This window comes from Pseudomonas sp. Hz4 (assembly GCF_054898165.1).
This window is the reverse complement of sequence record NZ_CM142719.1, coordinates 3394023-3416976: the sequence shown is the minus strand read 5'-3', so window position 1 is coordinate 3416976 and position 22954 is coordinate 3394023. Positions and strand designations below refer to the sequence as shown.

At 60.7% G+C, this 22954-nt stretch carries 21 protein-coding genes; 4 read left to right on the top strand and 17 right to left on the bottom strand.

Annotated elements, in window-relative coordinates:
• The first annotated feature begins 8 nt into the window (after positions 1-8).
• Positions 9-2666, top strand: coding sequence for an aminopeptidase N (gene pepN / locus ACYZTR_RS15525; protein WP_461972215.1), 2658 nt, complete (start codon positions 9-11; stop codon positions 2664-2666).
• Positions 2667-2761: 95 nt separating this feature from the next.
• On the opposite strand, the gene ACYZTR_RS15520 is transcribed toward pepN, so the two are convergent.
• From ACYZTR_RS15520 to ACYZTR_RS15470, 11 genes are all read right to left on the bottom strand, one after another.
• Positions 2762-4267: a cytochrome D1 domain-containing protein gene (locus ACYZTR_RS15520; RefSeq protein ID WP_461972213.1), complete on the bottom strand. Its 1506-nt coding sequence runs from the start codon at positions 4265-4267 to the stop codon at positions 2762-2764.
• Positions 4264-5103 carry a uroporphyrinogen-III C-methyltransferase gene (cobA, locus tag ACYZTR_RS15515; RefSeq protein WP_461972211.1) on the bottom strand — a complete coding sequence of 280 codons (840 nt, stop codon included), beginning with the start codon at positions 5101-5103 and terminating at the stop codon, positions 4264-4266. The genes ACYZTR_RS15520 and cobA overlap by 4 nt, the downstream gene beginning before the upstream one ends.
• A 70-nt stretch (positions 5104-5173) precedes the next feature.
• Positions 5174-6352 carry a heme d1 biosynthesis radical SAM protein NirJ gene (nirJ, locus tag ACYZTR_RS15510; protein WP_461972209.1) on the bottom strand — a complete coding sequence of 393 codons (1179 nt, stop codon included), beginning with the start codon at positions 6350-6352 and terminating at the stop codon, positions 5174-5176.
• A gap of 26 nt (positions 6353-6378) precedes the next feature.
• Positions 6379-6882 carry a siroheme decarboxylase subunit beta gene (gene ahbB, locus ACYZTR_RS15505; protein WP_461972207.1) on the bottom strand — a complete coding sequence of 168 codons (504 nt, stop codon included), beginning with the start codon at positions 6880-6882 and terminating at the stop codon, positions 6379-6381.
• Entirely contained in the window at positions 6857-7300 is a 444-nt protein-coding gene (locus ACYZTR_RS15500; protein WP_461972205.1) for an Lrp/AsnC family transcriptional regulator, read from the bottom strand. Before ACYZTR_RS15500 ends, ahbB (ACYZTR_RS15505) begins: the two co-directional genes overlap by 26 nt.
• Positions 7293-7808 carry a siroheme decarboxylase subunit beta gene (ahbB, locus tag ACYZTR_RS15495; protein WP_461972203.1) on the bottom strand — a complete coding sequence of 172 codons (516 nt, stop codon included), beginning with the start codon at positions 7806-7808 and terminating at the stop codon, positions 7293-7295. The genes ACYZTR_RS15500 and ahbB (ACYZTR_RS15495) overlap by 8 nt, the downstream gene beginning before the upstream one ends.
• Entirely contained in the window at positions 7808-8263 is a 456-nt protein-coding gene (locus ACYZTR_RS15490) for an Lrp/AsnC family transcriptional regulator (RefSeq protein WP_461972201.1), read from the bottom strand. Before ACYZTR_RS15490 ends, ahbB (ACYZTR_RS15495) begins: the two co-directional genes overlap by 1 nt.
• Position 8264: 1 nt before the next feature.
• Positions 8265-9443, bottom strand: a complete 1179-nt coding sequence (locus ACYZTR_RS15485; RefSeq protein ID WP_461972199.1) for a cytochrome D1 domain-containing protein — start codon at positions 9441-9443, stop codon at positions 8265-8267.
• A complete protein-coding gene (locus ACYZTR_RS15480; RefSeq protein WP_046046545.1) occupies positions 9440-9766 on the bottom strand; it encodes a c-type cytochrome in 327 nt (108 codons plus the stop codon). Before ACYZTR_RS15480 ends, ACYZTR_RS15485 begins: the two co-directional genes overlap by 4 nt.
• Positions 9767-9782: 16 nt before the next feature.
• On the bottom strand, positions 9783-10100 hold the full coding sequence (locus ACYZTR_RS15475) for a c-type cytochrome (RefSeq protein WP_461972197.1): 318 nt from the start codon (positions 10098-10100) through the stop codon (positions 9783-9785).
• A 24-nt stretch (positions 10101-10124) separates the two neighbouring features.
• Complete coding sequence (locus ACYZTR_RS15470) at positions 10125-11816, bottom strand: cytochrome D1 domain-containing protein (RefSeq protein WP_461972195.1); 1692 nt, start codon at positions 11814-11816, stop codon at positions 10125-10127.
• Between the two features lie 197 nt (positions 11817-12013).
• Here ACYZTR_RS15470 and ACYZTR_RS15465 point away from each other — a divergent pair, with 197 nt between their 5' ends.
• The 3 genes from ACYZTR_RS15465 to ACYZTR_RS15455 are packed head-to-tail and all read left to right on the top strand — an operon-like array spanning position 12014 to position 13656.
• A complete protein-coding gene (locus tag ACYZTR_RS15465; RefSeq protein WP_282383225.1) occupies positions 12014-12817 on the top strand; it encodes a CbbQ/NirQ/NorQ/GpvN family protein in 804 nt (267 codons plus the stop codon).
• Positions 12801-13388: a cytochrome c oxidase subunit 3 family protein gene (locus ACYZTR_RS15460; RefSeq protein WP_461972193.1), complete on the top strand. Its 588-nt coding sequence runs from the start codon at positions 12801-12803 to the stop codon at positions 13386-13388. Before ACYZTR_RS15465 ends, ACYZTR_RS15460 begins: the two co-directional genes overlap by 17 nt.
• A 10-nt stretch (positions 13389-13398) precedes the next feature.
• Positions 13399-13656 (top strand): cytochrome C oxidase subunit IV family protein, encoded by a 258-nt coding sequence (locus tag ACYZTR_RS15455; protein WP_461972192.1) that lies wholly within the window; start codon positions 13399-13401, stop codon positions 13654-13656.
• Positions 13657-13674: 18 nt separating this feature from the next.
• On the opposite strand, the gene ACYZTR_RS15450 is transcribed toward ACYZTR_RS15455, so the two are convergent.
• The 6 genes from ACYZTR_RS15450 to ACYZTR_RS15425 form a co-directional block, all read right to left on the bottom strand.
• On the bottom strand, positions 13675-14805 hold the full coding sequence (locus tag ACYZTR_RS15450) for a hypothetical protein (RefSeq protein ID WP_461972190.1): 1131 nt from the start codon (positions 14803-14805) through the stop codon (positions 13675-13677).
• Positions 14789-15088 (bottom strand): hypothetical protein, encoded by a 300-nt coding sequence (locus ACYZTR_RS15445; protein WP_461972188.1) that lies wholly within the window; start codon positions 15086-15088, stop codon positions 14789-14791. Before ACYZTR_RS15445 ends, ACYZTR_RS15450 begins: the two co-directional genes overlap by 17 nt.
• 163 nt (positions 15089-15251) lie before the next feature.
• Positions 15252-16136 carry a hypothetical protein gene (locus ACYZTR_RS15440; protein ID WP_461972186.1) on the bottom strand — a complete coding sequence of 295 codons (885 nt, stop codon included), beginning with the start codon at positions 16134-16136 and terminating at the stop codon, positions 15252-15254.
• Positions 16137-16365: 229 nt separating this feature from the next.
• Positions 16366-19998 carry a toxin VasX gene (locus ACYZTR_RS15435; RefSeq protein WP_461972184.1) on the bottom strand — a complete coding sequence of 1211 codons (3633 nt, stop codon included), beginning with the start codon at positions 19996-19998 and terminating at the stop codon, positions 16366-16368.
• A complete protein-coding gene (locus ACYZTR_RS15430) occupies positions 19995-20861 on the bottom strand; it encodes a DUF4123 domain-containing protein (RefSeq protein WP_461972182.1) in 867 nt (288 codons plus the stop codon). The genes ACYZTR_RS15435 and ACYZTR_RS15430 overlap by 4 nt, the downstream gene beginning before the upstream one ends.
• Complete coding sequence (locus ACYZTR_RS15425; protein ID WP_461972181.1) at positions 20858-22858, bottom strand: type VI secretion system Vgr family protein; 2001 nt, start codon at positions 22856-22858, stop codon at positions 20858-20860. The genes ACYZTR_RS15430 and ACYZTR_RS15425 overlap by 4 nt, the downstream gene beginning before the upstream one ends.
• Between the last annotated feature and the right edge of the window lie 96 nt (positions 22859-22954).

The following is a 22954-nucleotide window of genomic DNA, read 5'->3' as shown; positions in this document are numbered from 1 at the left end:
ACTCCAGCATGCGCACCGAACAACCGAAGATGATCTACCTGAAAGACTATCAGGCGCCTGAGTACCTGATCGACGAGACGCACCTGACCTTCGAGTTGTTCGAGGACCACAGCCTGGTCCATGCGCAACTGGTGATGCGCCGCAATCCTGAACGTGGCCCGGGGCTGCCGCCGCTGGTGCTGGATGGCCAGCAGCTTGAATTGCTGTCGATCACCCTGGCCGACAGCGAGTTGACCGCCACCGACTATCAGTTGACGGACAACCATCTGACCCTGCACCCGACCAGCACCACTTTCACGGTCGACACCAGCGTCAAGATCCACCCGGAAACCAACACCGCGCTGGAAGGCCTGTACAAATCCGGCACGATGTTCTGCACCCAGTGCGAGGCCGAAGGCTTTCGCAAGATCACCTATTACCTCGACCGTCCGGACGTGATGAGCACGTTCACCACCACGGTCGTCGCCGAGCAGCACAGCTATCCAGTGCTGCTGTCCAACGGCAACCCGATTGCCTCAGGTCCCGGCGAAGACGGCCGACACTGGGCGACCTGGGAAGATCCGTTCAAGAAACCTGCCTACCTGTTCGCGCTGGTGGCCGGTGATTTGTGGTGCGTCGAAGACACCTTCACCACCCTGACTGATCGCTCCGTGGCGCTGCGCATTTATGTTGAGCCGGAAAACATCGACAAGTGCCAGCACGCCATGAACAGTCTGAAGAAGTCCATGCGCTGGGACGAAGAGGTCTACGGTCGCGAGTACGACCTGGACATCTTCATGATTGTCGCGGTCAACGACTTCAACATGGGTGCCATGGAGAACAAGGGCCTCAACATCTTCAACTCCAGCGCCGTGCTGGCCCGCGCCGAAACCGCCACCGACGCCGCGCACCAGCGGGTCGAGGCGATCGTTGCGCACGAGTACTTCCATAACTGGTCAGGCAACCGCGTGACCTGCCGCGACTGGTTTCAGTTGTCGCTCAAGGAAGGCTTCACCGTGTTCCGCGATTCCGGTTTCTCCGCCGACATGAACTCGGCCACCGTCAAGCGCATCCAGGACGTGGCGTACCTGCGGACCCACCAGTTCGCCGAAGACGCAGGTCCCATGGCCCACGCTGTGCGCCCGGACAGCTTCATCGAGATTTCCAACTTCTACACCCTGACCGTGTACGAAAAGGGTTCGGAAGTGGTCGGCATGATCCACACCTTGCTCGGCGCCGAAGGCTTCCGTAAAGGCAGCGACCTGTACTTCGAGCGCCATGACGGCCAAGCCGTGACCTGTGACGACTTCATCAAGGCCATGGAAGATGCCAACGGTGTCGACTTGACCCAGTTCAAACGCTGGTACAGCCAGGCCGGCACACCGCGGTTGGCGGTAAGCGAGTCCTACGACGCTGCGGCGAAAACCTACAGCCTGACGTTCCGTCAAAGCTGCCCGGCAACCCCGGACAAGGTTGAGAAGTTGCCGTTCGTGATTCCGGTGGAATTGGGCCTGCTGGACGCCAAAGGCGCGGCCATTGCGTTGCGTCTTTCCGGTGAAGCCAGCGCTCAGGGCACCTCACGGGTTATTTCGGTGACTGAAGCCGAGCAGACTTTCACCTTCATCGACATCGCTGAACAGCCATTGCCTTCGTTGCTGCGTGGCTTCTCGGCACCGGTCAAGCTGAGCTTCCCCTACAATCGCGATCAGCTGATGTTCCTGATGCAGCATGACAGCGACGGCTTCAATCGCTGGGATGCCGGGCAGCAGTTGTCGGTTCAGGTATTGCAAGAGCTGATTGCCGATCATCAGAAGGGCGAAAAACTGGTGCTCGATCAGCGCTTGATTTCTGCCTTGCGCGCCGTGCTGTCGGACGGGACGCTGGATCAGGCCATGGTCGCCGAAATGCTCTCGCTGCCGGGGGAAGCGTATCTGACCGAGATCAGCGACGTGGCTGACGTTGACGCCATCCACATCGCTCGCGAGTTTGCTCGTAAACAATTAGCTGAGGGTTTGTTCGAAGCGCTGTGGCTGCGTTATCAGGCCAATCGCGATCTCTCGAAGAAGACCCCGTATGTGGCTGAGGCCGAACACTTCGCTCGTCGCGCATTGCAGAACATCGCGCTGTCGTACCTGATGCTCAGCGGTAAACCGGAAGTGTTGGCGGCGACGCTGGAGCAATTCGAGACGAGCGACAACATGACTGAGCGCCTGACGGCGTTGGCGGTGCTGGTCAATTCGTCGTTCGAAGACGAGAAAGCCAAGGCCCTGGCCAGTTTCGCCGAGCACTTCAAGGACAATCCGCTGGTCATGGATCAGTGGTTCAGCGTCCAGGCCGGCAGTGTATTGCCCGGTGGTCTGGAGCGGGTCAAGGCGTTGATGCAGCATCCGGCGTTCAACATCAAGAACCCAAACAAGGTGCGGGCATTGGTCGGCGCGTTTGCCGGGCAGAACCTGATCAACTTCCATGCGGCCGATGGTTCTGGGTATCGGTTCCTGGCGGATCTGGTGATCGAGTTGAACGGCTTTAATCCGCAGATTGCCTCTCGCCAATTGGCGCCGCTGACTCGCTGGCGCAAGTATGACGATGCGCGTCAAGCGTTGATGAAAGGTGAGCTGGAGCGCATTCGTGCTTCGGGTCAGCTGTCGAGCGATGTGTTTGAAGTGGTCAGCAAAAGCCTGGCCTGAGTTTGGTTTCGCGCTCACAGGGGGCACTTGGGTTCCTGTGGGCGCGAGCTTGCTCGCGATATCCCGCTGTCGACCTAAGCGCTAGGGCACAACGCCTAATGCGAAGTACCTTCGGCAAACTCGATCTTGTTGCCAACGTTGTACTTGCCCGAAGGTTTGTTCATCGGGAGGCGTTTGATCTCCTTGAGGGTGTTGCTGTCATAAACGATCAGCGCACCGTCGGTGGCCCAGATGCTCAGCAGCAGGTAACGACCGTCGCGAGTGAACTCGACGTGAGCGGCGGTCTTGCCAGGCATCGGGCGCAAAGTATGGGCGATCTCCAGGGTCTGTTTGTCGATCAGGTGGATCGCATCGTTGTCGGGCCCGAAGAACACGTCGGTCCAGGCATATCGTGAGTTGACGTGACTGCGCATGAAGAACCCCGGCCCCAGGGTCGGAATTTCCTTGATCAGTTTCCAGGTCTTGAAGTCGATGACCGAGATTAGCCCCTTGCTGATATTTGGCGTGGCGAACACCCACTCACCGTTACGTTTCCAATAGGTCCCCGACCCCAAATGCGGCATCCCCGGCAGCGGGATGTCGGTGACCACCTGGCCGCTGTCGAGGTCGATCACCTGACCGCCCTGGGCCTTGCGCGAGGTGGCCAGCAGTTGTTTGTAGTCCGGTGAAAAGGAGAAGTCGTCGAGAACATCCCCGGCAAGGATCCGCCGTGGTTGGAAGTCCGGTGTGCCGGCCCAGGACAGTTCCCAGACTTCCTTCACGTCCTTGAGCGCCACGATAAAGCTGTCGCGCGGCGGGGCGGAGTAGACCGCGCTGACCCGTGACGCGGTGCCGTCCTGACCGATCGTGGGAATGGTTTTGACCAGCGACAGATCGCGGGCATCGAGCACCACCAGGTTGCCGGGCAAATAGTTGCCCACCAGCACCCAGCGTCCATCCTTGCTCACCGCCAGGTTGCGGGTGTTGAGCCCGGCGCGAACCTCGGCGATCAGTTTCAGGTTGTGCAAGTCATACAGGCTGATCCAGCCGTCACGGGAGGCGAAGTAGACGAAGCGCCCGTCCGGCGAGAATTTCGGCCCGCCATGCACGGCAAAGTGCGACGCAAACCGCGCCAGCACCTCAAAGCGGTCACCGTCGAGGATGTCGATGTGATGGTCGCCGGCTTCCACCACTACGAACAGGTTCAGCGGGTCGGCGCCATGCTGGGGCGTGGCTGGGAGCTTGCTGATATCCGCGAGCAGCGAATGACTGCCGAGAATGTCGTCATTGCTCCAGGTGGGCGGGGTGGCGGGCGGTTGTTGAAGGTAGTCCACCAGCGCGTCGATCTGCGCGGGGCTGAACACATTGGCATAGCCGGCCATCTGGCTCGCGGGGCGGCCGTTCTGGATCACGCGGCGAATTTCATCCGGTTTGATTCGACTGAGACTCTCCGGCAACAACGCCGGCCCCGCACCGCCGAGACGGTTAATGCCGTGGCAGCGCTGGCAATGCACCTGGTAATTTTTCGCGGCCTGTTCAAGTGCCGCGCCCGGGAGTGGAACCGCTGCGCTGGCATGCGCCGCACTGACCCATAGCACGTGGGCAAGGACCCTGCGCCTCATATCGCCACCTTGGCATGGCGTTGCAGTGCTTGAGCCGGGTAAAGCCGCGCCGGGTATTCCAGTTGTTCCGCGGCAAACAGATCGACCACTGTGCCGATCACCGTCAGTGTCGGAGTACCCGGCGGACAATCCAGCGCCAGGGTCGGCAATTGGTGTAGCTTGCCACGGGCGACGTGCTGGTCGGGACGCGTGCCGTTGCTGATCAGCGCCGCCGGTGTATCGGCCGACAGCCCGGCTTCGATCAAGCGTTGAGCGATGAGCCCCAGGTTCGACAACCCCATGTAAAACACCAGCGTCTGACTACTGTCGGCGAGGCTGCTCCAGGGCAGCGACAACTCACCATCACGTTGCAAATGGCCGGTGATGAATCGGCAGGAATTGACCAGGTCGCGGTGGGTCAACGGTATGCCCGCGTAAGCGCTGCAGCCGGAAGCGGCGGTAATGCCCGGCACCACCTGGCAGTCAACACCGCGCTGCAGCAGGTACTCCAGTTCCTCGGCGCCACGGCCAAAGATAAACGGGTCGCCGCCCTTGAGCCGGACCACGCGCTGCCCTTGATCGGCGAGGTCGGCAAGCAGTTCGTTGATTTGTTCCTGGGGCAGGCTGTGACAGCCGCTGGCCTTGCCGACGTAATGCCGGGCGCAGGTGAGAGGAATCAACGTCAGCAGCTCGGGGCTGATCAGTCGGTCATAGACCACGGCGTCGGCCTGCATCAACAGGCTCCAGGCGCGCAGGGTCAGCAGGCGTGGATCGCCGGGGCCAGCGCCGACCAGGGCAACTTCGCCCGGTCTGAACGGGGACTGAAGGGTGGCCGGTATAGCAATCGATGGAGGCATGGGACGTCCTTGGTGCTTCATCAGGTTGGCCGGCCCCAGCCTTTGTCAGGTGGTTGGCCGGACGGGCGATTCAGTGGGTGATGCAAGGAATGGTCGTTGACGGCGGCATACCAATTTCGTCGTCGCTGAGATGGCAGCCGGGGTCCTGGCCCCAGAGGTCACCCTCGGCCCAGGCGCGCGTGCGGGTATTGCCGTTGCAGATGTGCAACCAGCGGCATTGCGCGCAGCGGCCGCCGACGGCGCGGGGATGCTCACGCAGGCGCAACAGCAGGGCATCCGGCTGGTCCAGCCACAGCGTGCGGAACGGCGTATGCCGGACATTGCCCACCGAGTGCTGCCACCAGTAGGTATCCGGGTGCACTTCGCCGGTGTTGTCGATATTGGCAATGCCGCTGCCGGACGCGTTGCCGCCCCAGGCGCGGAGCATGTTTTCCAGGCGTGGGTAATGCTCGGGAAGACGAAGGCCGGCCCATTGCAGCAGGAGAATGGCGTCGGCATCGTTGTTGCCGCTGACAAAATCGCTGTCGCGGCCCTGTAGGATGTCGTCCCAGGCGTGTTCGAAGATCAGTGTCATGGCCTCGCGGCTCATCTGCTGTTGCGCGTCGAGTTTGCGACTGCGTTTGCCGCGACCGCTGTAGTTGAGGTGCGACAGGTAAAACTTTTGCACGTCGTACTCGCGCATCAGCGCCAGTAACTGGGGCAGCTGCAGGTGGTTTTCCTGGGTCAGGGTGGTGCGCAGCCCGACACGAATGCCCTGTTCGCGACAGAGTCGGATCGCCCGCATGGAGCGGGCGAAGCTGCCCTTGAGTTGGCGGAAGGCATCGTGGGTGGCTTCCAGACCATCGATGCTGATCCCGACGTAGTCGAAATTCGCCGCGCTGATTTGCGCGATGTTCTGCTCATCGATCAGCGTGCCGTTAGTGGACAAGGCCACAAAGAAATCCTTGGCCCGGGCATACGCACTGAGCACAAACAGATCCTCGCGCAACAGCGGTTCGCCACCGGAAAGAATCAATACCTTCACCCCGGCATCATGCAGGTCGTCGATCACGGTCAGCGCGGCGGCGGTATCCAGTTCGTCGCGAAAGACACTGTCGGCCGAGGTGGCGTAGCAGTGTTTGCAGGTCAGGTTGCAGCGCCTGAGCAGGTTCCATATCACCACCGGCGGCCGGTTGCTGCCCGGTGGACAGGTTCTGGGCGCAGGCGCCTGGCCGTCCAGCGCCTGCAGGTATTGGCTGATCCTCAACATGCAACTCTCCTTGAGTCAGGGTGTGTTCAGCGCGACACGGGCGGCAAGCGCAAGCCGGTTTTTTTCAGGATGCGGCTGCTCACCAGCATCTCGTCGGCGGCACAGGCGTCGTCCAGCAAGTAGCGCAGGTGCTCGCGGTAGCTGTTGATTTCATCGCTGCTGCGGCCATGAACCATGGCGAATAGGTTGTAACGCCAGTCGGTTCGGCGCGGGCGGCGATAGCAGTGGCTGACGAAGGGTTGCGCGCCGATCAGCGCACCGAGGCGCGGCATGTCGGTGTCGCGCACATCCCAGACCGTCATGCCGTTGTGGCGATAGCCCAATCGGTAGTGGTTGGGCACGGCGGCGATACGCCGAATCGCGCCCTCGGCCTGCAATCGCTTAAGCAGATCCAGGGTGGATTCGATACTCAGTTCCAGCTGTTCGGCGAGCCACGCCCACGGGTCGTCCAGCAGTGGCAGACCGGCCTGTGTCAACGCGATCAGCCGCTGGGCGAGGGTGTCTTCAGACCGGGAAATACAGACCGACATGGTAAGTCTCCTCTTTGGGCAGATTGAGCAGTGACAGGCCGGTCAGGGTTTCGATGCGCTGCAGGGCTTCGGTCAGGTCATGTCCCGTTGCGCAGGCGAGGACGAACCACATGTTCCAGGCGTGTTCGCGTCGGTAGTTGTGCGCCACTTCGGGCATACCGTGCAGTTGCTCGGCGACGTCGTCGAAACGTTCTTCCGGCACCGACAGTGCGGCGAGGGTGAAGGCGCCGCCCAGCCGTTCGATGTCGAACATCGGGCCGAAGCGTGTGAGCACGCCGTCATCGAGCAAGGCATGCAGTCGGTCGAGCAGTTCAGTGCTGCTGCTCTCCAGTTCGACAGCCAATGCCTGCCAGGGGTGGCGCACCAGCGGCAAGCCCAATTGCAATCGGTTGATCAGTCGGCGGTCGAGGTCATCCATGGCTAAGTGCGCCTGTACGCGAGGGCGCAAAGCGTCCGCCGCACTGTTTGAAGACCTGAGTGCTGAACAGCAGTTGATGGGGCAGGTCGCTCAGCAGATGGTCTTCCAGCAACGCCTGAATCTGCGCCTCGACCTGATCACGCTGACGCCCGTGAACCATGCAAAACAGGTTGTAGCGCCATTGCGGTAAACGCCGGGGCCGCTGATAGCAGAGGGTAATGCCGGGCGCTCGCCCCAGGCGCTGGCCAACTTCGTCGATCAGCGCATCGGGAATGTCCAGCACCAGCATGGCGTTGGCGGTAAAACCCAGCGCGCGATGGTGCAGCACCAGGCCAACGCGGCGGAACAGCCCTTGCTCGCTCCACAGACGCATTTGATCGAGCACTCGGGTTTCGTCAGTCTTTATCCGTTCGGCGAGGGCCTGATAGGGGCGCGATACCCGCGGCAACCCACCTTCGAGGTGCCGGCGCAGCGCCAGCGCTTGTTTGGGGCTCAATCCAGGTGTCATCAGTTTTCTCCCAGGGCAAAGCCCAGGTCGATGCGGTAGGCGGTCAACATCGGCAGGTCCAGTGGCATGAGGCCGGTGTCGTCCTCAAGTTCTTTGAGCACACAGTCGATGTGCTGGCGATCAGGGCCGGTCAGCACAAACCACAGGTTGTAGAAGTGCTCCCGTGCGTAGTTGTGATTGACTTCGGGGTACTGACTGACGCGATCGGCCACCTGTTGCAGGCGATCGGCGGGCACGGCGAGGGCGGCGAGGGTGCTGGCCCCGGCGCGGCTGTGTTCGAACACCGGGCCGATCCGTGAAAGGGTGCCGGCCTTATCCATTTCTTCCAGGCAGGCCATGACTTGCGATTCGCGGCAACCGAGGATCCGCGCCATCTCCTTATACGGTGCCGGGCACAGCGGCATGCCGTGCTGGAAGCGGTCGATGAGTTGGCGAGTGAGCAGCTCAAGGTTCATTTCAATACCCCATTTTCTGCGCGCGACTGCTGAAGAAGATGCCGCTCGGCGCGGTGGCCGGCAGGGTGCTCAGCAGCTTCAGGCTGTACGGATCCCAGACTTGAACCTGATTGCCGTCGCGTAACGACAGCCACAGTTGGTCACCGCGTGCGGTGAATTCCATGTGCAGCACCGCCGGCCCTGGGCGCAGATCGGCGACCACGGCATGGGTTTCGGTGTCGATGACCTGCACCCGATCGTTGTCCGGGTAAGCGAAATTGACCCATAGCTGCCGACCGTCCGGGCGCGAGGTGACGAATATCGGTTGGCCGGCCACCGGGATCACAGCGGTCTGCTGCCAGGTGCGTGAATCCATCACCAGCACTTGGTGCCGGCCGACGGCGGGTACGAAGGCCTGGTGATCGGCGACGGCCCAGCCTTCCAGGTGCGGCATCTTGTAGACGGGCAGTTTCGCCTCGCCGCGTCCGTAATCGCCGAGTACCCGCTGCACACCGCGTTCCGGATGCCAGAGGTCGAGTTGGGCCATGCCGTCTTCACCGAACAGGCCGGCCATGTAGTAGCGCCCATCGGGGGTAATCAGGGCGTCGTAGGGTTGCTCACCGATGCCGGTGAAACGGCTGATTTGTGGTGTGCTGCGCTGACTGAAATCGGCGGTCCAGATCTCGCCGGTATCGAACAGGCTGAAGACAAAACGTTGCCCTGGTGCGTCGACCAGGCCGACTACTCGGGAGCGCTTGCTGCCATCGGCCAAGGGTGTGGCCGGAATATCGGCCACCAGCTCCAGGGTTTCGGCATCGAACACCTTGACCCCGCCGGGCACGTAGTTGGACACCGCAATCAATTTGCCGTCCTGACTGATGGCGCCGCCAATGCTGTTGCCGCCCTGGATCACACGACGGTCGATACGCCGGGTCAGCAAATCGATTTTGCTCAACCCGCCGTCGCGTCCGAACACATAGGCATAGCGCTGGTCGCGCGCGAACACCACCGAGGCATGGGACAGGTCGCCGAAACCTTCGAGCCGGGCGAGCGCGGTGTGGGTGTCGCTTTCGATGATTTGAACGCTTGCGGTGGCGCGCTCCACGACCACGCCCAGATCGCCGGTGCCACGCAACGGTGGCTGAACGCAAGCGGACAACAACAGCCCGGTCGCCGCTGACAGCAGGATTGAACGGATCATGGTGCGGGGTATCCCTGGAGAAGAAGGTCGACCAGCCAACGGATGTCGTCCGGGCTGAGCAACGGGGCCCAACCGGGCATCGCGGTGCCGGGCCGACCTTGGGTGACGGTGGCAATCAGGCTGTCCCTGGACTTGCCGGCCAGCGCTGCGCGCGTCAGTTCGGGACCCAGTCCGCCGGTCAGGTGCAGCCCATGGCAGGCGCCGCAGTCCTGGGTCAGCAAGTGTTCGAGTTGTGCCTGACGCTGGGCGTCCGGCGCCGCAACCGCGGTTGCGCAAATGAGGAGGAGGGCCGCCAGAATCACAGCGTGTCGATAAACCATCATGACGCCCTCCAGGCGGTTATTTGAGTGTCAGTACCCAGGTCGCGAGAATTTTTGCTTCTTCATCCGTTACCGGGTTGGCCGGCATTGGCATCGGCCCCCAATTACCTTGTGTGCCGTTCTTGATGCGGCCAGCCAGGGTGTCCACGGCCCCGGGTACGCCAGCGTTCTTGGCCGCGACATCCTTGAGTGCAGGGCCGACGACCTTGGCGTCGATGGAATGGCAGGCGGCGCAGGGTTTGCTCTTGAACAACGCCGGCCCGTCCTCGGCAGCCATGGCCGGCTGCACGCTCAGCGCAGCGGTCAGGGCAAACAGTGAAAACAGAGTATTTTTCATGGTGTTTCCTTGCATTGATGGAGCTCAATAAATGTCGTGTTGGGTGTTGTAGACGTTGAACTTCCCGGTGGGTGTGATCAGTCGTTTGTCCTTGATGACTGACTTGAGCTTCAGTGTTTTGTCGTCGATCACCACCAGCGCCGATTCGTCTTCCTGGCCGCTCCACACGGAGAACCAGACTTCATCGCCGGCTTTGTTGTATTCCGGTTGCACGACGCGCATGGCGCCTTTCTTGATGCCCGCGTATTCGGCGATGGGCAGCACGGTGTAGCCGGCGTCGAGCTTGTCGATGTTGAACACCGCCACCGACTGGCTGAGCTTGTTGTCCGGGTTGAGGGTGGTGTCGACGTACAGGTGACGGGATTTGGGATGGGTTTTGATAAACAGCGATCCGCCGCCCTGGCCCTTGAGTGAACCGACCTGCTTCCAGGCGTATTGCGGGTGTTTGGTCGGGTCGGTGCCGATCAGCGAGATGCCGTCATCACCCAAGTGGCTGGTGGCCCAGACCGGGCCGTAGGTCGGGTGGTTGAAGTTGGCGCCGCGACCCGGGTGAGGGGTTTTGCCGACGTCCACCAGCGCGGTCAATTTGCGCTCCTTGGAGTCGATCACGGCGACCTTGTTGGAGTTGTTGGCGGCGGTCATGAAGTAGCGGTGCGTGCTGTCCCAACCGCCGTCATGCAGGAAGGGCGCGGCATCGATGTAGGTGACGGTGAGGTTTTTGATGTCCTGATAATTGACCAGCATGACCTTGCCGGTTTCCTTGACGTTGACGATGAACTCCGGCCATTCGTGGGAGGCGATGATCGCCGCGACCCGGGGTTCCGGGTGATATTCCTGCTTGTCGACGGTCATGCCGCGGGTCGAAACGATCTGTTTCGGCTCCAGGGTTTCGCCATCCATGATGGTGAATTGCGGCGGCCAATAAGAGCCGGCGATGGTGTATTTGTCTTCGTAGCCCTTGAACTTGGAGGTCTCGACCGAGCGCGCCTCGATGCCCACTTTGACCTCGGCGACCTTGGTCGGCTCGACTGGCCACAGGTCAATCATGTCGATCCGCGCGTCCCGGCCAATCACCAGCAGGTAGCGACCCGAGGCGGAGATCCGCGAGATGTGCACCGCGTAACCGGTCTCGATCAGCTTGACGATCTTTTTGCTGTCACCGTCGATCAGGGCGATTTTGCCGTCATCGCGCAGCGTCACCGAAAACAGGTTCGGCAGGTTGAGTTTGCTCAGCTGCTTCTTCGGACGATCCTCGGGTTTGACCAACACTTTCCAAGTCTTCAGCGTCTCGGCCATGCCCCATTCCGGCGGCGTTGGCGGCGCGTGCTGAATGAACTTGGCCATTGACGTTATCTGGTCCTTGGTCAGTGCATTGGACGTCCCCCAATTCGGCATGCCCGCCGGCGACCCGTAGGTAATCAAAGCCTCCAGAAACGGTTGTCCGCGGTTCTGGGTAATGTCCGGTGTCAGCGGTTTGCCGGTGGCGCCTTTGCGCAGAACACCGTGGCAGCCTGCACAGCGCTGGAAGTAGATTTCCTTTGATGAGTCGAACTCGGCCTGGCTCATGTCGGGAGCACCAGCGGTTTTGACCATGGGCGGGGTGGCCGCAGCAGCGGCGGGCTCCTCGGCGCTGGCGGCATGACTCACCGCCAGGGCCAGTGCCGAACACAGCGTGGTAAGGGTCAGAGCAAACGTTTTTCTATTGCTGATCAGCATTCCATTTCTCCTCAGGCAAGACCTTTGCGATGTGCTGAACGGCAGCGCAGAACGCAGGTTCTTAGTGCCGTGCAAGGCTATGCCGAGCAGGCCAATGCTCGCTTGACGGCGATCAAGTTTGCCGGCCATCTCCCTTGCCAGGTTGTCGCAGGGGCCCGTAGCGTGTTGCTTGAATCCGCTTTTGGAACAGGCAGCCCATGGACCGAATCCAGTCTTGCGAACACCCGATCGAACCCTTTTATCAACCGCTCAATAATGAGGAGGCGCTGTTCGAGCAAGCCTGGCGACACGGCATGCCGGTGCTGATCAAAGGCCCGACGGGATGCGGCAAGACCCGTTTTGTCCAGCACATGGCCCATCGGCTGAAACTGCCGCTGTACACCGTGGCGTGCCACGATGACCTGAGCGCTGCTGACCTGATCGGCCGCCATCTGATCGGAGCACAGGGCACTTGGTGGCAGGACGGACCGCTGACCCGCGCGGTGCGTGAAGGCGGCATCTGTTACCTCGACGAAGTGGTCGAGGCGCGCCAGGACACCGTGGTGGTGCTGCATCCCCTGGCCGATGATCGTCGGGAGCTGTTCCTGGAACGCACCGGCGAAGTGCTGAAGGCGCCGCCGTCATTTATGCTCGTGGTCTCTTACAACCCCGGCTACCAGAACCTGCTCAAAGGCATGAAACCCAGCACCCGGCAACGCTTCGTGGCGATGCGCTTCGGCTATCCGCCGGTGGCTGATGAGGAGCGCATCGTTGCCAGGGAGGCTCAGGTGGACAACGCGCTGGCGGCGCAAGTGGTCCGGCTGGGCCAGGCGCTGCGCCGGCTCGATCAACATGATCTGGAGGAGGTCGCCTCAACGCGACTGCTGATTTTTACCGCGCGTATGATTCGTTCCGGCATGAGCCCGCGTGAGGCCTGCATGGCCTGTCTGGCCGAGCCGCTGAGTGATGATCCGCTGACCGTTGCCGCGCTGATGGACGTGGTTGATGTCCACTTCGGTTGAGTCCTCGGGCGTCTCGCCTCGCCACTTGCCGGGCGATCTGGCGATGTGGTTTTTCATTCTGGCCGAGCTGTCGGTGTTTGCCATCCTGATCCTGGCGTTCGCTGTGACACAGGCGCTCAAACCGCAGATGTTCAGTGAAAGCCGTCTATTGCTGAACACCTCGACCGGGCTGGCGATGACCCTGAGCCTGCTCACCGCGGGGCTGTTCGCCGCGCTGGCTCAAGAGCAAGTCAGGCGCTCACGGCCCCGACATGGCGCCGTCTTCCTGCTCATGGCGTTGCTCGTCGCCAGTGTCTACGTGGTGTTGAAACTCACCGAATACCGGCACTTGCTGGCCTCCGGGCTGGGCATGGAGCACAACACCTTTTTCACCCTCTACTGGATCCTTACCGGGTTTCATTTTCTCCACGTATTGCTCGGCATGGTCATTCTCGGATGGCTGGCCGAGCGCTGTCGCCGTCGCCTGTGCGACGCTGACAACCGCAGTGGGTTTGAATCCGGCGTGCTCTATTGGCACATGGTCGATCTGATCTGGGTCATGCTTTTCCCGCTGGTCTATGTGCTGAGTTGACGAGGTTCTCATGTCTGTTTCCAGGGTTTTGCTCGTCTGTTGGGCCGCGCTCGCGACGTTAAGCGTCTGCACCGTGGTGCTGGCGCAGGCCGGGGCGACGTGGTTGCTGTCGATTGCCATCTTGCTGGTGGCGGTCGGCAAGGCGTGGCTGATCACCGATGGCTTCATGGAAATGCGCCACGCACCACGACTGTGGCGCCGATTGATGGTGAGCTGGGCGTTGGTGTTGGCGACCGTTGTGGGGCTGACGCTGGTGTTGGTCGGCTAGCCAACTTGAAAAAACAACTCATGCGCGACGTTTGTCGGTCGGACTTAAACGCTGTACCTCGGCAAAAATCTCGGTGATCGGGCGTCGCGGCTGACGTTTGTGCAGGGCGCGGACCTGTGCGCTCAGGCGCAGAAGTTCTTCGCTCGGCTTCGCCCATTGTTCCTTCGATAACGGCTCGGACCATTGGCGCATCGCCTCGGGCAACGCCTGGTTGCCCTTTTTCTGGAGGCGGCGGATTTCCCATTCGGTCAGGTGGTTGGGAATCGTCCACAGCGTCATCACGTGGTACAGGTACCAGAAAAAGCCGGACACTCGACCACGTTGGCCGTCACGGATTTGCTGATGCATACGCGCGCGGGCGTTGCGGAAGGTGTGCAGGCCTTCGTAGGGTGGATCGTCGGGGCCTTGCAGGTCTAGCGGGTCCTGAATGGATTTGAGATCGTGGATTTCGTATTCCATGTAACCGCGGATGGCTTCCCAGTGGCTGATGGCCAGGGAGAGACCGAAGCAGGGAAACTCGACGCTGGTCAGGGTCTCGCCGTGCTGGAAACCTATGCCCATGCCATATTGGCGGTGGATGCCGTATTGGGTCGCGCCTTGGGCTTCGATGACCCAGGCTGAGAGGGATTCCCAAGGGACGAAAAGAGGTTCGGTGGCGTCTTCGGGCATGAAGCAGACTTCGCGGCGTTGGCGGTTGAAGCGGGTGGGGATGATGGCGGCGCGTTTGTTGTGGGTGTGGAGCCAAGTGCAGAAGAGGATGGCCAAGGCGGAGAAGCCGGTTATCAGGGCTAGTCCGTAGGACGCATGGAAGATCCCTTCGATGGAATCCCTAGTATCTTCCCAGCTATATCCAAGTACGAGTCCAAGGAAGCCGCCAATCAACGGAAAGAGGAAGGCGATCATGAAGGCACCGCTGAATGGCCCACCTAATATGAGCTGCCATGAAAACACTTGGGGCGATCCCAATCCGAAGTCCATGAACACCTCATTTAAGTCCCCGATATGCGGACCATGCGGCAGCAACGCTGTCGGCAGTGGCAACGGTGCAAGGTAGGTAATCTTTCCACTTGCAAACGACTCGACATCGCCGGCTTTGCGGGATTGCTCAAGGTACGGGGAAGGCAGGGGCATATCAATCTTGGTGGGCATGGTCGGCCAGCTCCAGCAGATGGGTTTCAACCAGCAACATGGGCGGATGCTCGGTAACGGATTGTGGGGCCAACGCCGGAAAGCGGCCTTCACCTCGAGGGTTCAGGCAAATGACCCGAATGTGAGAAACCCACGCGCCCTTGGCGTTCAAGGTCTGTATACAGACTGCCAGCTCCAACGTTTCGGACGCCGGGGTAAATTCGCTGTCAGGCTCCACGGAATATTGCAGGCATAACACCAACCGATCTGGTTCTGCTTGCACGATGCGCAGGCTGTTCGCCACTTCCTCACTGATGATGTCCTGCGCTCGCGCGGTACACCACGACTGTGGAGGGGAACGGAAAGACGGTGGACGCCGATCCCCAGCCGATGAGTCGCTTTGCCACTCCGGATCAGTTCCGGGTGTTTTTCCTGATAGTCGAGCGGGGTTTTACGGCTGTAACAGCTCATGCGCGGCGTTTGTCCGTCGGATTCAAACGTTGAACCTCGGCAAAAATCTCGGTAATCGGGCGGCGAGGTTGGCGTTTGTGCAGGGCGCGGACCTGTGCGCTCAGGCGCAGCAGTTCTTCACTCGGTTTTGCCCATTGTTCCTTCGGTAATGGTTCGGACCATAGACGCATCGCTTCGGGCAAGGCGTGCGGGGCCATTTTCTGAAGGCGGCGGACTTCCCATTCGGTCAGGTGGTTGGGAATCGTCCACTGCGTCATCACGTGGTACAGGTACCAGAAGAAGCCGGACACTCGACCACGTTGGCCGTCGCGGATTTGCTGATGCATACGCGCACGGGCGTTGTGAAAGGTGTGCAGGCCTTCGTAGGGCGGGTCGTTCGGGCCTTGCAGGTCTAGCGGGTCCTGAATGGATTTGAGGTCGTGGATTTCGTATTCCATGTAGCCGCGGATGGCTTCCCAGTGGCTGATGGCCAGGGAAAGACCGAAGCAAGGGAATTCGACGCTGGTCAGCGTCTCGCCGTGCTGGAAGCCGATGCCCATGCCGTACTGGCGGTGGATGCCGTACTGGGTGGCGCCCTGAGCTTCGATGATCCAAGCGGAGAGGGATTCCCAAGGGACGAAGAGCGGTTCGGTGGCGTCTTCGGGCATGAAGCAGACTTCGCGGCGTTGGCGATTGAAGCGGGTGGGGATGATGTGGAGGCGTTTTTTGTGGTTGTGGTGCCAGACGGCGAGGCCGATGAGTAGAGAGCAAAAGCCACTTATTAGCGCGTAGCCATAGCTTTCATCAAACACGCCGAGTACCGAGTCCCAGATTTCTACTTGGCTGTAACCGAACACAACCCCGAGGAACGCAGCAAGCATTGGAGGTAGAAAAGCGAGCATTAAAGTGCCGCTGAATGGTCCACCTAATGTTACTTGCCACATAAACACCTGCGGCGATCCCAATCCGAAGTCCATGTACACCTCATTTAATTCCCCGATATGAGGGCCAAGCGGCGGCAGCGGTGTCGGCAATGGCAACGGCGCGAGATAAGTGATCCTCCCACTGGGAAACGGTTCGACATCGCCGGCTTTGCGGGATTGCTCAAGGTGCGGGGAAGGCAGAGGCATATCAATCTTGGTGGGCATGGTCGGCCAGCTCCAGCAGATGGGTTTCAACCAGCAACAACGGTGGATGCTCGGTAACGGATTGACGGGGCAACGAAGGAAAATGGTCCTTGCCGCGCGGGTTGAGGTGAATAACGTCAGTCAGCGATTCCCACACCCCCTTGGCGCTCAAGGTCTGGATGCAGACGGCCAGCTCCAGTGTTTCGGACGCCGGGGTAAATTCGGCGTCAGGGTCCAGCGGGTACTGCAGACACAGCACCAACCGATCTGGCCCTGTTTGTACGATGCGTAGGCTGTTCGCCACTTCCTCACTGATGATGTCCTTGCGTTCTCGGGGTGCGCCGCGACTGTGGAGAGGAATGGCAATGCGGTGGGCGCCGATCCCAAGGCGATGAGCCGGTTGTCCACTCAATGGTGGCTGGAAATCACTGAGCTTGAGCCTTGGCATCACCAGGTGAATGTCGCTGGGCCTGGCTTTTAGCAGAAAGTTTTTCAGCCACGAGTCATGCTCATTCGGGCCCAGTTGCGCGTACGGGGCGTTCAGCAAATAGGCCAGATAACGCTGATATTCATCCAGGGTATGGTCGCCACGATGATCAGTGTCCAGGCTCCAGGGTGTGGTTTTCAGCCATTTATCATGAGCACTGATGTTGTAGCGGTTGTACAGCCAGGTTCCGCCCAATTCCAAAATGGTGAACAGGGCACCGGCCAGGTTGAAGCGGAAGAATACGGTGGATAGCCTTGTCCCCGCAGCAGCCCAAGCAGCCGTTCTTGCTGCAGCGTTTCTGGCAATCGCTACGGTATAGCCCGCGTGTAAGGTGTGACCCAAACCATAGGCATTAGCCGCCGTCATGCCCCCCGCACCCAGTGTGGCAAGCGCCGCACTAGTTTGTGCCGAGCGATCTCCGGTACGCGTCGCCTGCTGCCATTTCTGCTGTTGGGAATTGAAGCTGGACAGAGATGACACAAAACCAAAAAGGTAGGTAAAGAAACCCAGTCCAACATGCATCTTGCCCATCTGCACCTGCACATTCTGCAAAGCATGGTGTTGAAGTCCGGCAACGAGTTCCGTGCTACGCGCCTTCAGAGCGGTATCCGCCAGACTTTGCGCCGCCGTAAATCCCGCGGCACCCGTAGCGGCAAACGCGGCAAAGAACTCGGCCCGTTTCTTGGGATTTTTGGTCTGATTCATCATCTCCCGATACACCGAAACCAAATTCACCCCTTGCACCAAAAACACCAACAACCCCATCCCCTCACTTCGAATCAAACTCGCATTCGGCACCGAGCCAACCCCCAGCCGAATGTCCTTTAACAAACTCCGCACCTCCAACTGCTGCGCCGGCGGGAACACCACCGTCACCCCCGCCCGAGCCTGCGTCGCGCCGTACAGGCGCGCCGACAGATCCGGTAACTCCGCAATCGGGCTCAGCGCCCCCGCCAGTCGGCCTTCAAGTTGCGTCAACTGCCCGCGCACCCGCACGATCTCACCCTGCAATTCCACTGCCCGTGGCGTCTTGTGCCCCGCCCGGTTTTTGTTGTGGGTGAGCTGGTTGCGTTCACGGGTCAAGGTTTTCAGGTAATCGCGTTCTCTGATCATTTCCTTGAGGTTGGTTTGCAGCGCCGCGTGTTCTTCCGGGCTGGCGACAGTAAAGGTCACCCCGGTGGTTTTCGCCGCATCGAGTATCCGCCCCGACAAGGCCTTGGGCAGGCGCCGGAACAGTTCGTCGAGGTCGGGGATTTTCTCTGCCGACAGGTCAAACCCTTCCAGCGCACGGCTCAGGCCCAGGTTCAGCGCCGGGCTGAGGCTGTGCTGGGCCGCGTCGGCAACGGCGCGGGTGTGTTCGGGCAAGTCGTCGAGGGTCGGTAAGTGCGGTTGTTCGATTTTCTGCAGTTCGCCCAGCCAGTGCGGCAGGTTGTTGAACATCCCCATGCCGGCGTTGAACAACGTGGTGTATTGCGCGGCCCGTTCCGGCTGCAGGCGCAGGGGCAAGGTGTAGAACAGTGGCCGGGTCAGTTCCGGGTGTTTTTCCAGATAGCCCAGCATTTTTTCGCTGGCGTGATCGCTGCGGCAGATGTCCTTGAGGCAGGCGTATTCGGCGGTGAAGGCCTGGTGGAGTTGCTGTTGATCCTGCGCGTCGTAATACCAGGCCGAGCGATGGAAGCGACCGGCACCCACCAGCAGGGTGCGGTCGGCGGTGATGCGCTCGAGCAAGCGGTTCCAGCGGCTGAGGTCGTCGCGATGCTGAAGCAGCGCAGCGTCCATGGCCGGCCGGTCGATGAAATCGTTGACCCCGCGTTTACCACTGAAACTGGAACCTTCGAGCACATCGATGATGCGTTTGTTTTGCTCTTGGCCAAGTTTTATCAAGGTATCGAGGTGACGTTCGACGAAATCGTCGGGAGCGACCCTGAAATGTTGGCGCGTGTAGTAACGGCGGTCTGCCTCGTCACTGGCGCGGCTGTGGGCGGTGAAGTCGGGTGTGGCGCCCTGGTACTTGGCGAATTTGAAGGCTTCGGCATGGGCTTCTTTGCGCGCTTGCTCCAGTTCCGGGGGCACGGGGGTGTCCGGCGACTCGACCTTGCCGCCCTTGTTCAGGTAATCGAGCAAAGCTTTGCGGGTGTGCTCCCGATCCGGTTCGGGCAACTGTTCCAGATCGTCAAAAAGCGCCTGGACTCGCGGATCGTCGCTGGCGTCGACCAGATTGCCGATATCCCCGGGACTGAGCCGGCTCAAGGATTCGATGTAGCAAGCCAACAGGTAATCGCGTTCGTTGTGGTCGGTATTGCTCCAGTCGTCGACCCAGCCGACCACGGTGTCCTGATACTCGGCCAGATCGCGGAGCACGCCGAGGTCATCCTGCACCACAAGGAACAGCGTGTCGTCCTGATAGGCCGGGCGCACCCGCCCGAGAAACTCGCCGATGTGCGCCTCGCGAAAGCGCCGCGGCTGCTCCCACAAATAGAGTTCACGTTCGTGCGCGGGGGCATCGCTGACATGCACCGTCGGCAATAGAACGGCGTCCTGCGGCGACTCGGCTTCCTGCTCTTCGCCGTCTTTTGCGACTTGTGCCTGCTGGGTCGGAACGGTCGCAATCTCCGCCAGCCACTGTTTGCCTTGCGCGACCGTCAGCAGATGCTCGCCACCGGTTTGGCAATCCACCGGGCCGAGATCGACGGCCTGCTTGAAGTGTTCGCGTTCCTCGCGGCTGTCGAGCACTTGCATGCATTTGGTCGCCGTCCACTGCACTTCGGCGAAGGTCACATGCAGGGTACTGCGTCGTGAAAACACCAGCGCGGGACGCTCTTCGATGGGCGTGCGCTGATCGCTGTCGACCTTGGCGCCCTTGTGCAGCAAGGCGCTGACCAGTCCGTTGAGGACCTGATACTCGTGCAGGTGGCCAGTCACGCTGTCGATGACGTACAACCAGCCATCGCGCAGCATGCGAATGCCCAGCGGGCGGGTCGTCAGGGCATACGGCAGCTTCAGTTCGGCACTCGGGTCGACGGGCTTTTCCACCAGTCCATAACGCAAAGGCAGCAGTTGCACGTGGGCTTGGCGCAAGGGGCAGGCACCCAAAGAGCCGATGGGGGATTTGGATGCCGCCGCTGCGGCGAGGTTGGCGGGCGAAGTCATGGGTGGCCTCGTTGGCTGGCCCACTGGTGGGCGAGGTCAGCGGCCAGCGCAACGCGCTCGCCGGGGGATTGCAGCGACGGCGTATGCAGCAATTGGTTGATGTGCGGGTGCTGATCGAGCGATGAGCCATCCAGCGAGGCCATGACGTTGGCGTAATAAAACAATTCGGACTGGCTGCTCAAACCCAGCGTGCTGGCCTCAGCCTCCAGTTGCTCGAGCATTGGCCAGCGTTCGGCCACGGTTTCGCTGCCATAGCGTTCAGGGAAGTGCGTGAGCAGATGAGCGTCGAGTTCGAGCAATACGCGGCGCCGATCAGCGTGGTCCAGCGCGGAATTCTGTTCAGCGCTCAGGCGATAGGGCGTTAGCAATTCAGGGCACTCGGCCAGCCGGGGTTGGTGCTGTTGCCAATTAACCTCGACACCGTCGGCGGTTACCACACAGGACAGAGGCCCAAACAATCGCTGATCGCCGCTACCGAACAGGATTCGCGCCACGGCGGCGTCTGCCAGTCGCAGCAAGACCGGCAACCCCTCTGGCAACTCAACCGTGAGCAGTTTGCGCAAGTGTTGAGCGACGGCGTGCGCCGAGTCCGGGCTGAACAACAGCACGCTCGATTCCTCGTGTGCGTGCTCCAGACAAAACTGAACGAGTGGCTCGTCAGGTTGTTGAACGGCCACCAACAGCGGTGAGATATCCCGCAGCGCAGTGAACGGCGCACAGTCATATAGCGCGACGGTGGTGGCGCCGGGACTCAGTTGTTTCAAGCGCTCCGGCAAATCACTCAAGGTCGCACCGTCCAGCAACAGGAAAGCCTGTTGCTCGCTCCAGGGCAGGTCTTCAGGCAGTGGGGTCAAAAGCTTCATGCTTGAGCGGCCTCGCATATCAGGCAGCGCGAGGCGCGGGTTGAAATCAACGCATGGCGTTGCTGGATCGCATCGAACGTCACTTTCAGCAGGGGCAAGGCGCCCGGCATCAGGGGCTCGGCGGGTATACCCACGGCTGGGGCGCCGCCTTGTTGAATCGGCACGCTGCTGAAAATGCCTTCCGGCCCCAGCGTCAGCCAGTGTCCGCCAGCCTGGACTGACAGGCGCGCTCCGCCATCGATGACGACTTGCTGCCCGGCGTTCAGGTGAATGTGCTGGGTGGCATTGAGCAGCTGATTGGTTGTTCGGACGTGGCGGTCGCCGTGAACCAACAGATGATCGTCCTGTTTGAGTTCCGTCAGGCGGTTGCCGTGGGTCAGGTGATGTTCTTCACTGCGCAGGTCGTGGCTGGCGATGCCACCGATGATCACGGTTCGCTGGTTGTCGACTTGAAGGCGTTCGTCATTGAGCACGTGCTGGACAAAATCGCGCTGGGCACGCAGGGCAATTTCCTCGGCGCCTTGTCTGTCCTCGATGCGCAACTCGTTGTAACCGCCGCCACCGGGGCTGCTCTGGCTACGGAAAATACTGCGGGTGTGCTCAGCCGGCAGATCCAGTGGCACGGGGGTTGAGGCGTTGGGCATACAGCCAAGGACGAAGGGTTTGTCGGGGTCGCCGTCGGTGAATCCCACCAGCACTTCCATGCCAACCCGCGGGATCAGCACGCTGCCATAGCGGTCATGGGCCCAGCCGGTGGTGACTCGCAGCCAGCAGCTCGATTGTTCGTTGTGCTGACCCTCTCGGTCCCACGGCAGTTGAACCTTTACCCGACCGTATTCGTCGCAGTAGATCTCTTCGCCGGGCGGGCCTGTGACGACGGCATGCTGGTTGCCCGTTATTCGCGGCTTGGGGTGTTCAAGAGCCGGCCTGAATAGGACGTCCCAAGGTGTCGCGACGAAGTGGTTACGGTAGCCCTGACTGAAACCGTCCTGCGGACTGGCATCGGTGATTGATTCCTCAAGCACCTGGGGTTGCAGGCCAACATGTTCGACTTCAGTCAGAAGCCACAGGCCATTCCGGTCAGCGCGTGGGTGTTCGGTCATCTCGACAAAATGGCCGCTGCGCATGGCACTCTGATCGCTGCGCCCTTCGGCTTGCCGGTAATCGGCACGGAGGCGTTCCAGTGCTCGATTGGCCAGGTGTTTACCGCGATCACGATGAGTGAACTGCCCTGGGAAGGCATAGTCCTCAAGGTGTGGCAGCAGCGGACTTTTAGTCTCGCTGTCGAGTTGCAGGCGCGGTTTTTCGAAATCGTAATCACGACGGCTGACGTGGGTCGGTCGGGTTTCAAGTCGCAGCTTGAAACGATCAATCACCGGCGCTTCGGCAACCATGCCACTGCCTGGCCTGTACGCGGTTGACTGGGAGGGTTTCGAGAAGCTGGTTTGATCGTCACCGAACACCAGCAAATGTCCGTCGGGACTATGCTCAAAATGAAAGTGCAGACCTTCTTCCTCGCACAACCTTTGCAGGAAATGCAGGTCAGCCTCGTACTGCACACAATAGAGCCGTGCCTGGTACTCGGCGCTTAGTTGGAAGCGCCAGGCATCGGACTGCATCCCTTGGCCGTTCAGCACGCTGGCGATGATCTGCGGCACGCTCAGGTGTTGAAAAATACGCTGGTTATGGCAGTGGGTGAGGTAGGCGAGCCGGGGCACGAGGGTCATCTGATAACGGGTCAGGCGTTTGCCTGAATCGCCTTGGGCGATTCGATAGACCTGCCCGTGAATGCCGGCGCCGTCAGGACCGAAGCGCAGAAAAGCCGAGCGATGCAGCAGAGAATCGAGGTCAAGGTCGGGGCGCTCGCTGACCAGTTCGAGTTTGACTTCGTAGGGCTGGTTAAGCGCTTCCTTGGCGCGGAATTTGAGTACCTGAAGGTCGTGGGAAAAACCGTCAATGTCGAGTTTGAAAGCGACCTGCTTGGCATCGCTGAGCATCCACATGTCCCTGTGTCTAGTTGAAGGCACGGGACTTTGCGTGGATCTACCCATTCGCGCAGTCAGACGAATCGATATTTTGCGTAGGACGCTTCC

Coding starts and splice junctions, on each gene's coding strand:
- pepN (WP_461972215.1), top strand. CDS start 9: ATGCGCACCGAACAACCGAAGATGATCTACCTGAAAGACTATCAGGCG.
- ACYZTR_RS15520 (WP_461972213.1), bottom strand. CDS start 4,267: ATGAGGCGCAGGGTCCTTGCCCACGTGCTATGGGTCAGTGCGGCGCAT.
- cobA (WP_461972211.1), bottom strand. CDS start 5,103: ATGCCTCCATCGATTGCTATACCGGCCACCCTTCAGTCCCCGTTCAGA.
- nirJ (WP_461972209.1), bottom strand. CDS start 6,352: ATGTTGAGGATCAGCCAATACCTGCAGGCGCTGGACGGCCAGGCGCCT.
- ahbB (WP_461972207.1), bottom strand. CDS start 6,882: ATGTCGGTCTGTATTTCCCGGTCTGAAGACACCCTCGCCCAGCGGCTG.
- ACYZTR_RS15500 (WP_461972205.1), bottom strand. CDS start 7,300: ATGGATGACCTCGACCGCCGACTGATCAACCGATTGCAATTGGGCTTG.
- ahbB (WP_461972203.1), bottom strand. CDS start 7,808: ATGACACCTGGATTGAGCCCCAAACAAGCGCTGGCGCTGCGCCGGCAC.
- ACYZTR_RS15490 (WP_461972201.1), bottom strand. CDS start 8,263: ATGAACCTTGAGCTGCTCACTCGCCAACTCATCGACCGCTTCCAGCAC.
- ACYZTR_RS15485 (WP_461972199.1), bottom strand. CDS start 9,443: ATGATCCGTTCAATCCTGCTGTCAGCGGCGACCGGGCTGTTGTTGTCC.
- ACYZTR_RS15480 (WP_046046545.1), bottom strand. CDS start 9,766: ATGATGGTTTATCGACACGCTGTGATTCTGGCGGCCCTCCTCCTCATT.
- ACYZTR_RS15475 (WP_461972197.1), bottom strand. CDS start 10,100: ATGAAAAATACTCTGTTTTCACTGTTTGCCCTGACCGCTGCGCTGAGC.
- ACYZTR_RS15470 (WP_461972195.1), bottom strand. CDS start 11,816: ATGCTGATCAGCAATAGAAAAACGTTTGCTCTGACCCTTACCACGCTG.
- ACYZTR_RS15465 (WP_282383225.1), top strand. CDS start 12,014: ATGGACCGAATCCAGTCTTGCGAACACCCGATCGAACCCTTTTATCAA.
- ACYZTR_RS15460 (WP_461972193.1), top strand. CDS start 12,801: ATGTCCACTTCGGTTGAGTCCTCGGGCGTCTCGCCTCGCCACTTGCCG.
- ACYZTR_RS15455 (WP_461972192.1), top strand. CDS start 13,399: ATGTCTGTTTCCAGGGTTTTGCTCGTCTGTTGGGCCGCGCTCGCGACG.
- ACYZTR_RS15450 (WP_461972190.1), bottom strand. CDS start 14,805: ATGCCCACCAAGATTGATATGCCCCTGCCTTCCCCGTACCTTGAGCAA.
- ACYZTR_RS15440 (WP_461972186.1), bottom strand. CDS start 16,136: ATGCTCGCTTTTCTACCTCCAATGCTTGCTGCGTTCCTCGGGGTTGTG.
- ACYZTR_RS15435 (WP_461972184.1), bottom strand. CDS start 19,998: ATGACTTCGCCCGCCAACCTCGCCGCAGCGGCGGCATCCAAATCCCCC.
- ACYZTR_RS15430 (WP_461972182.1), bottom strand. CDS start 20,861: ATGAAGCTTTTGACCCCACTGCCTGAAGACCTGCCCTGGAGCGAGCAA.
- ACYZTR_RS15425 (WP_461972181.1), bottom strand. CDS start 22,858: ATGCTCAGCGATGCCAAGCAGGTCGCTTTCAAACTCGACATTGACGGT.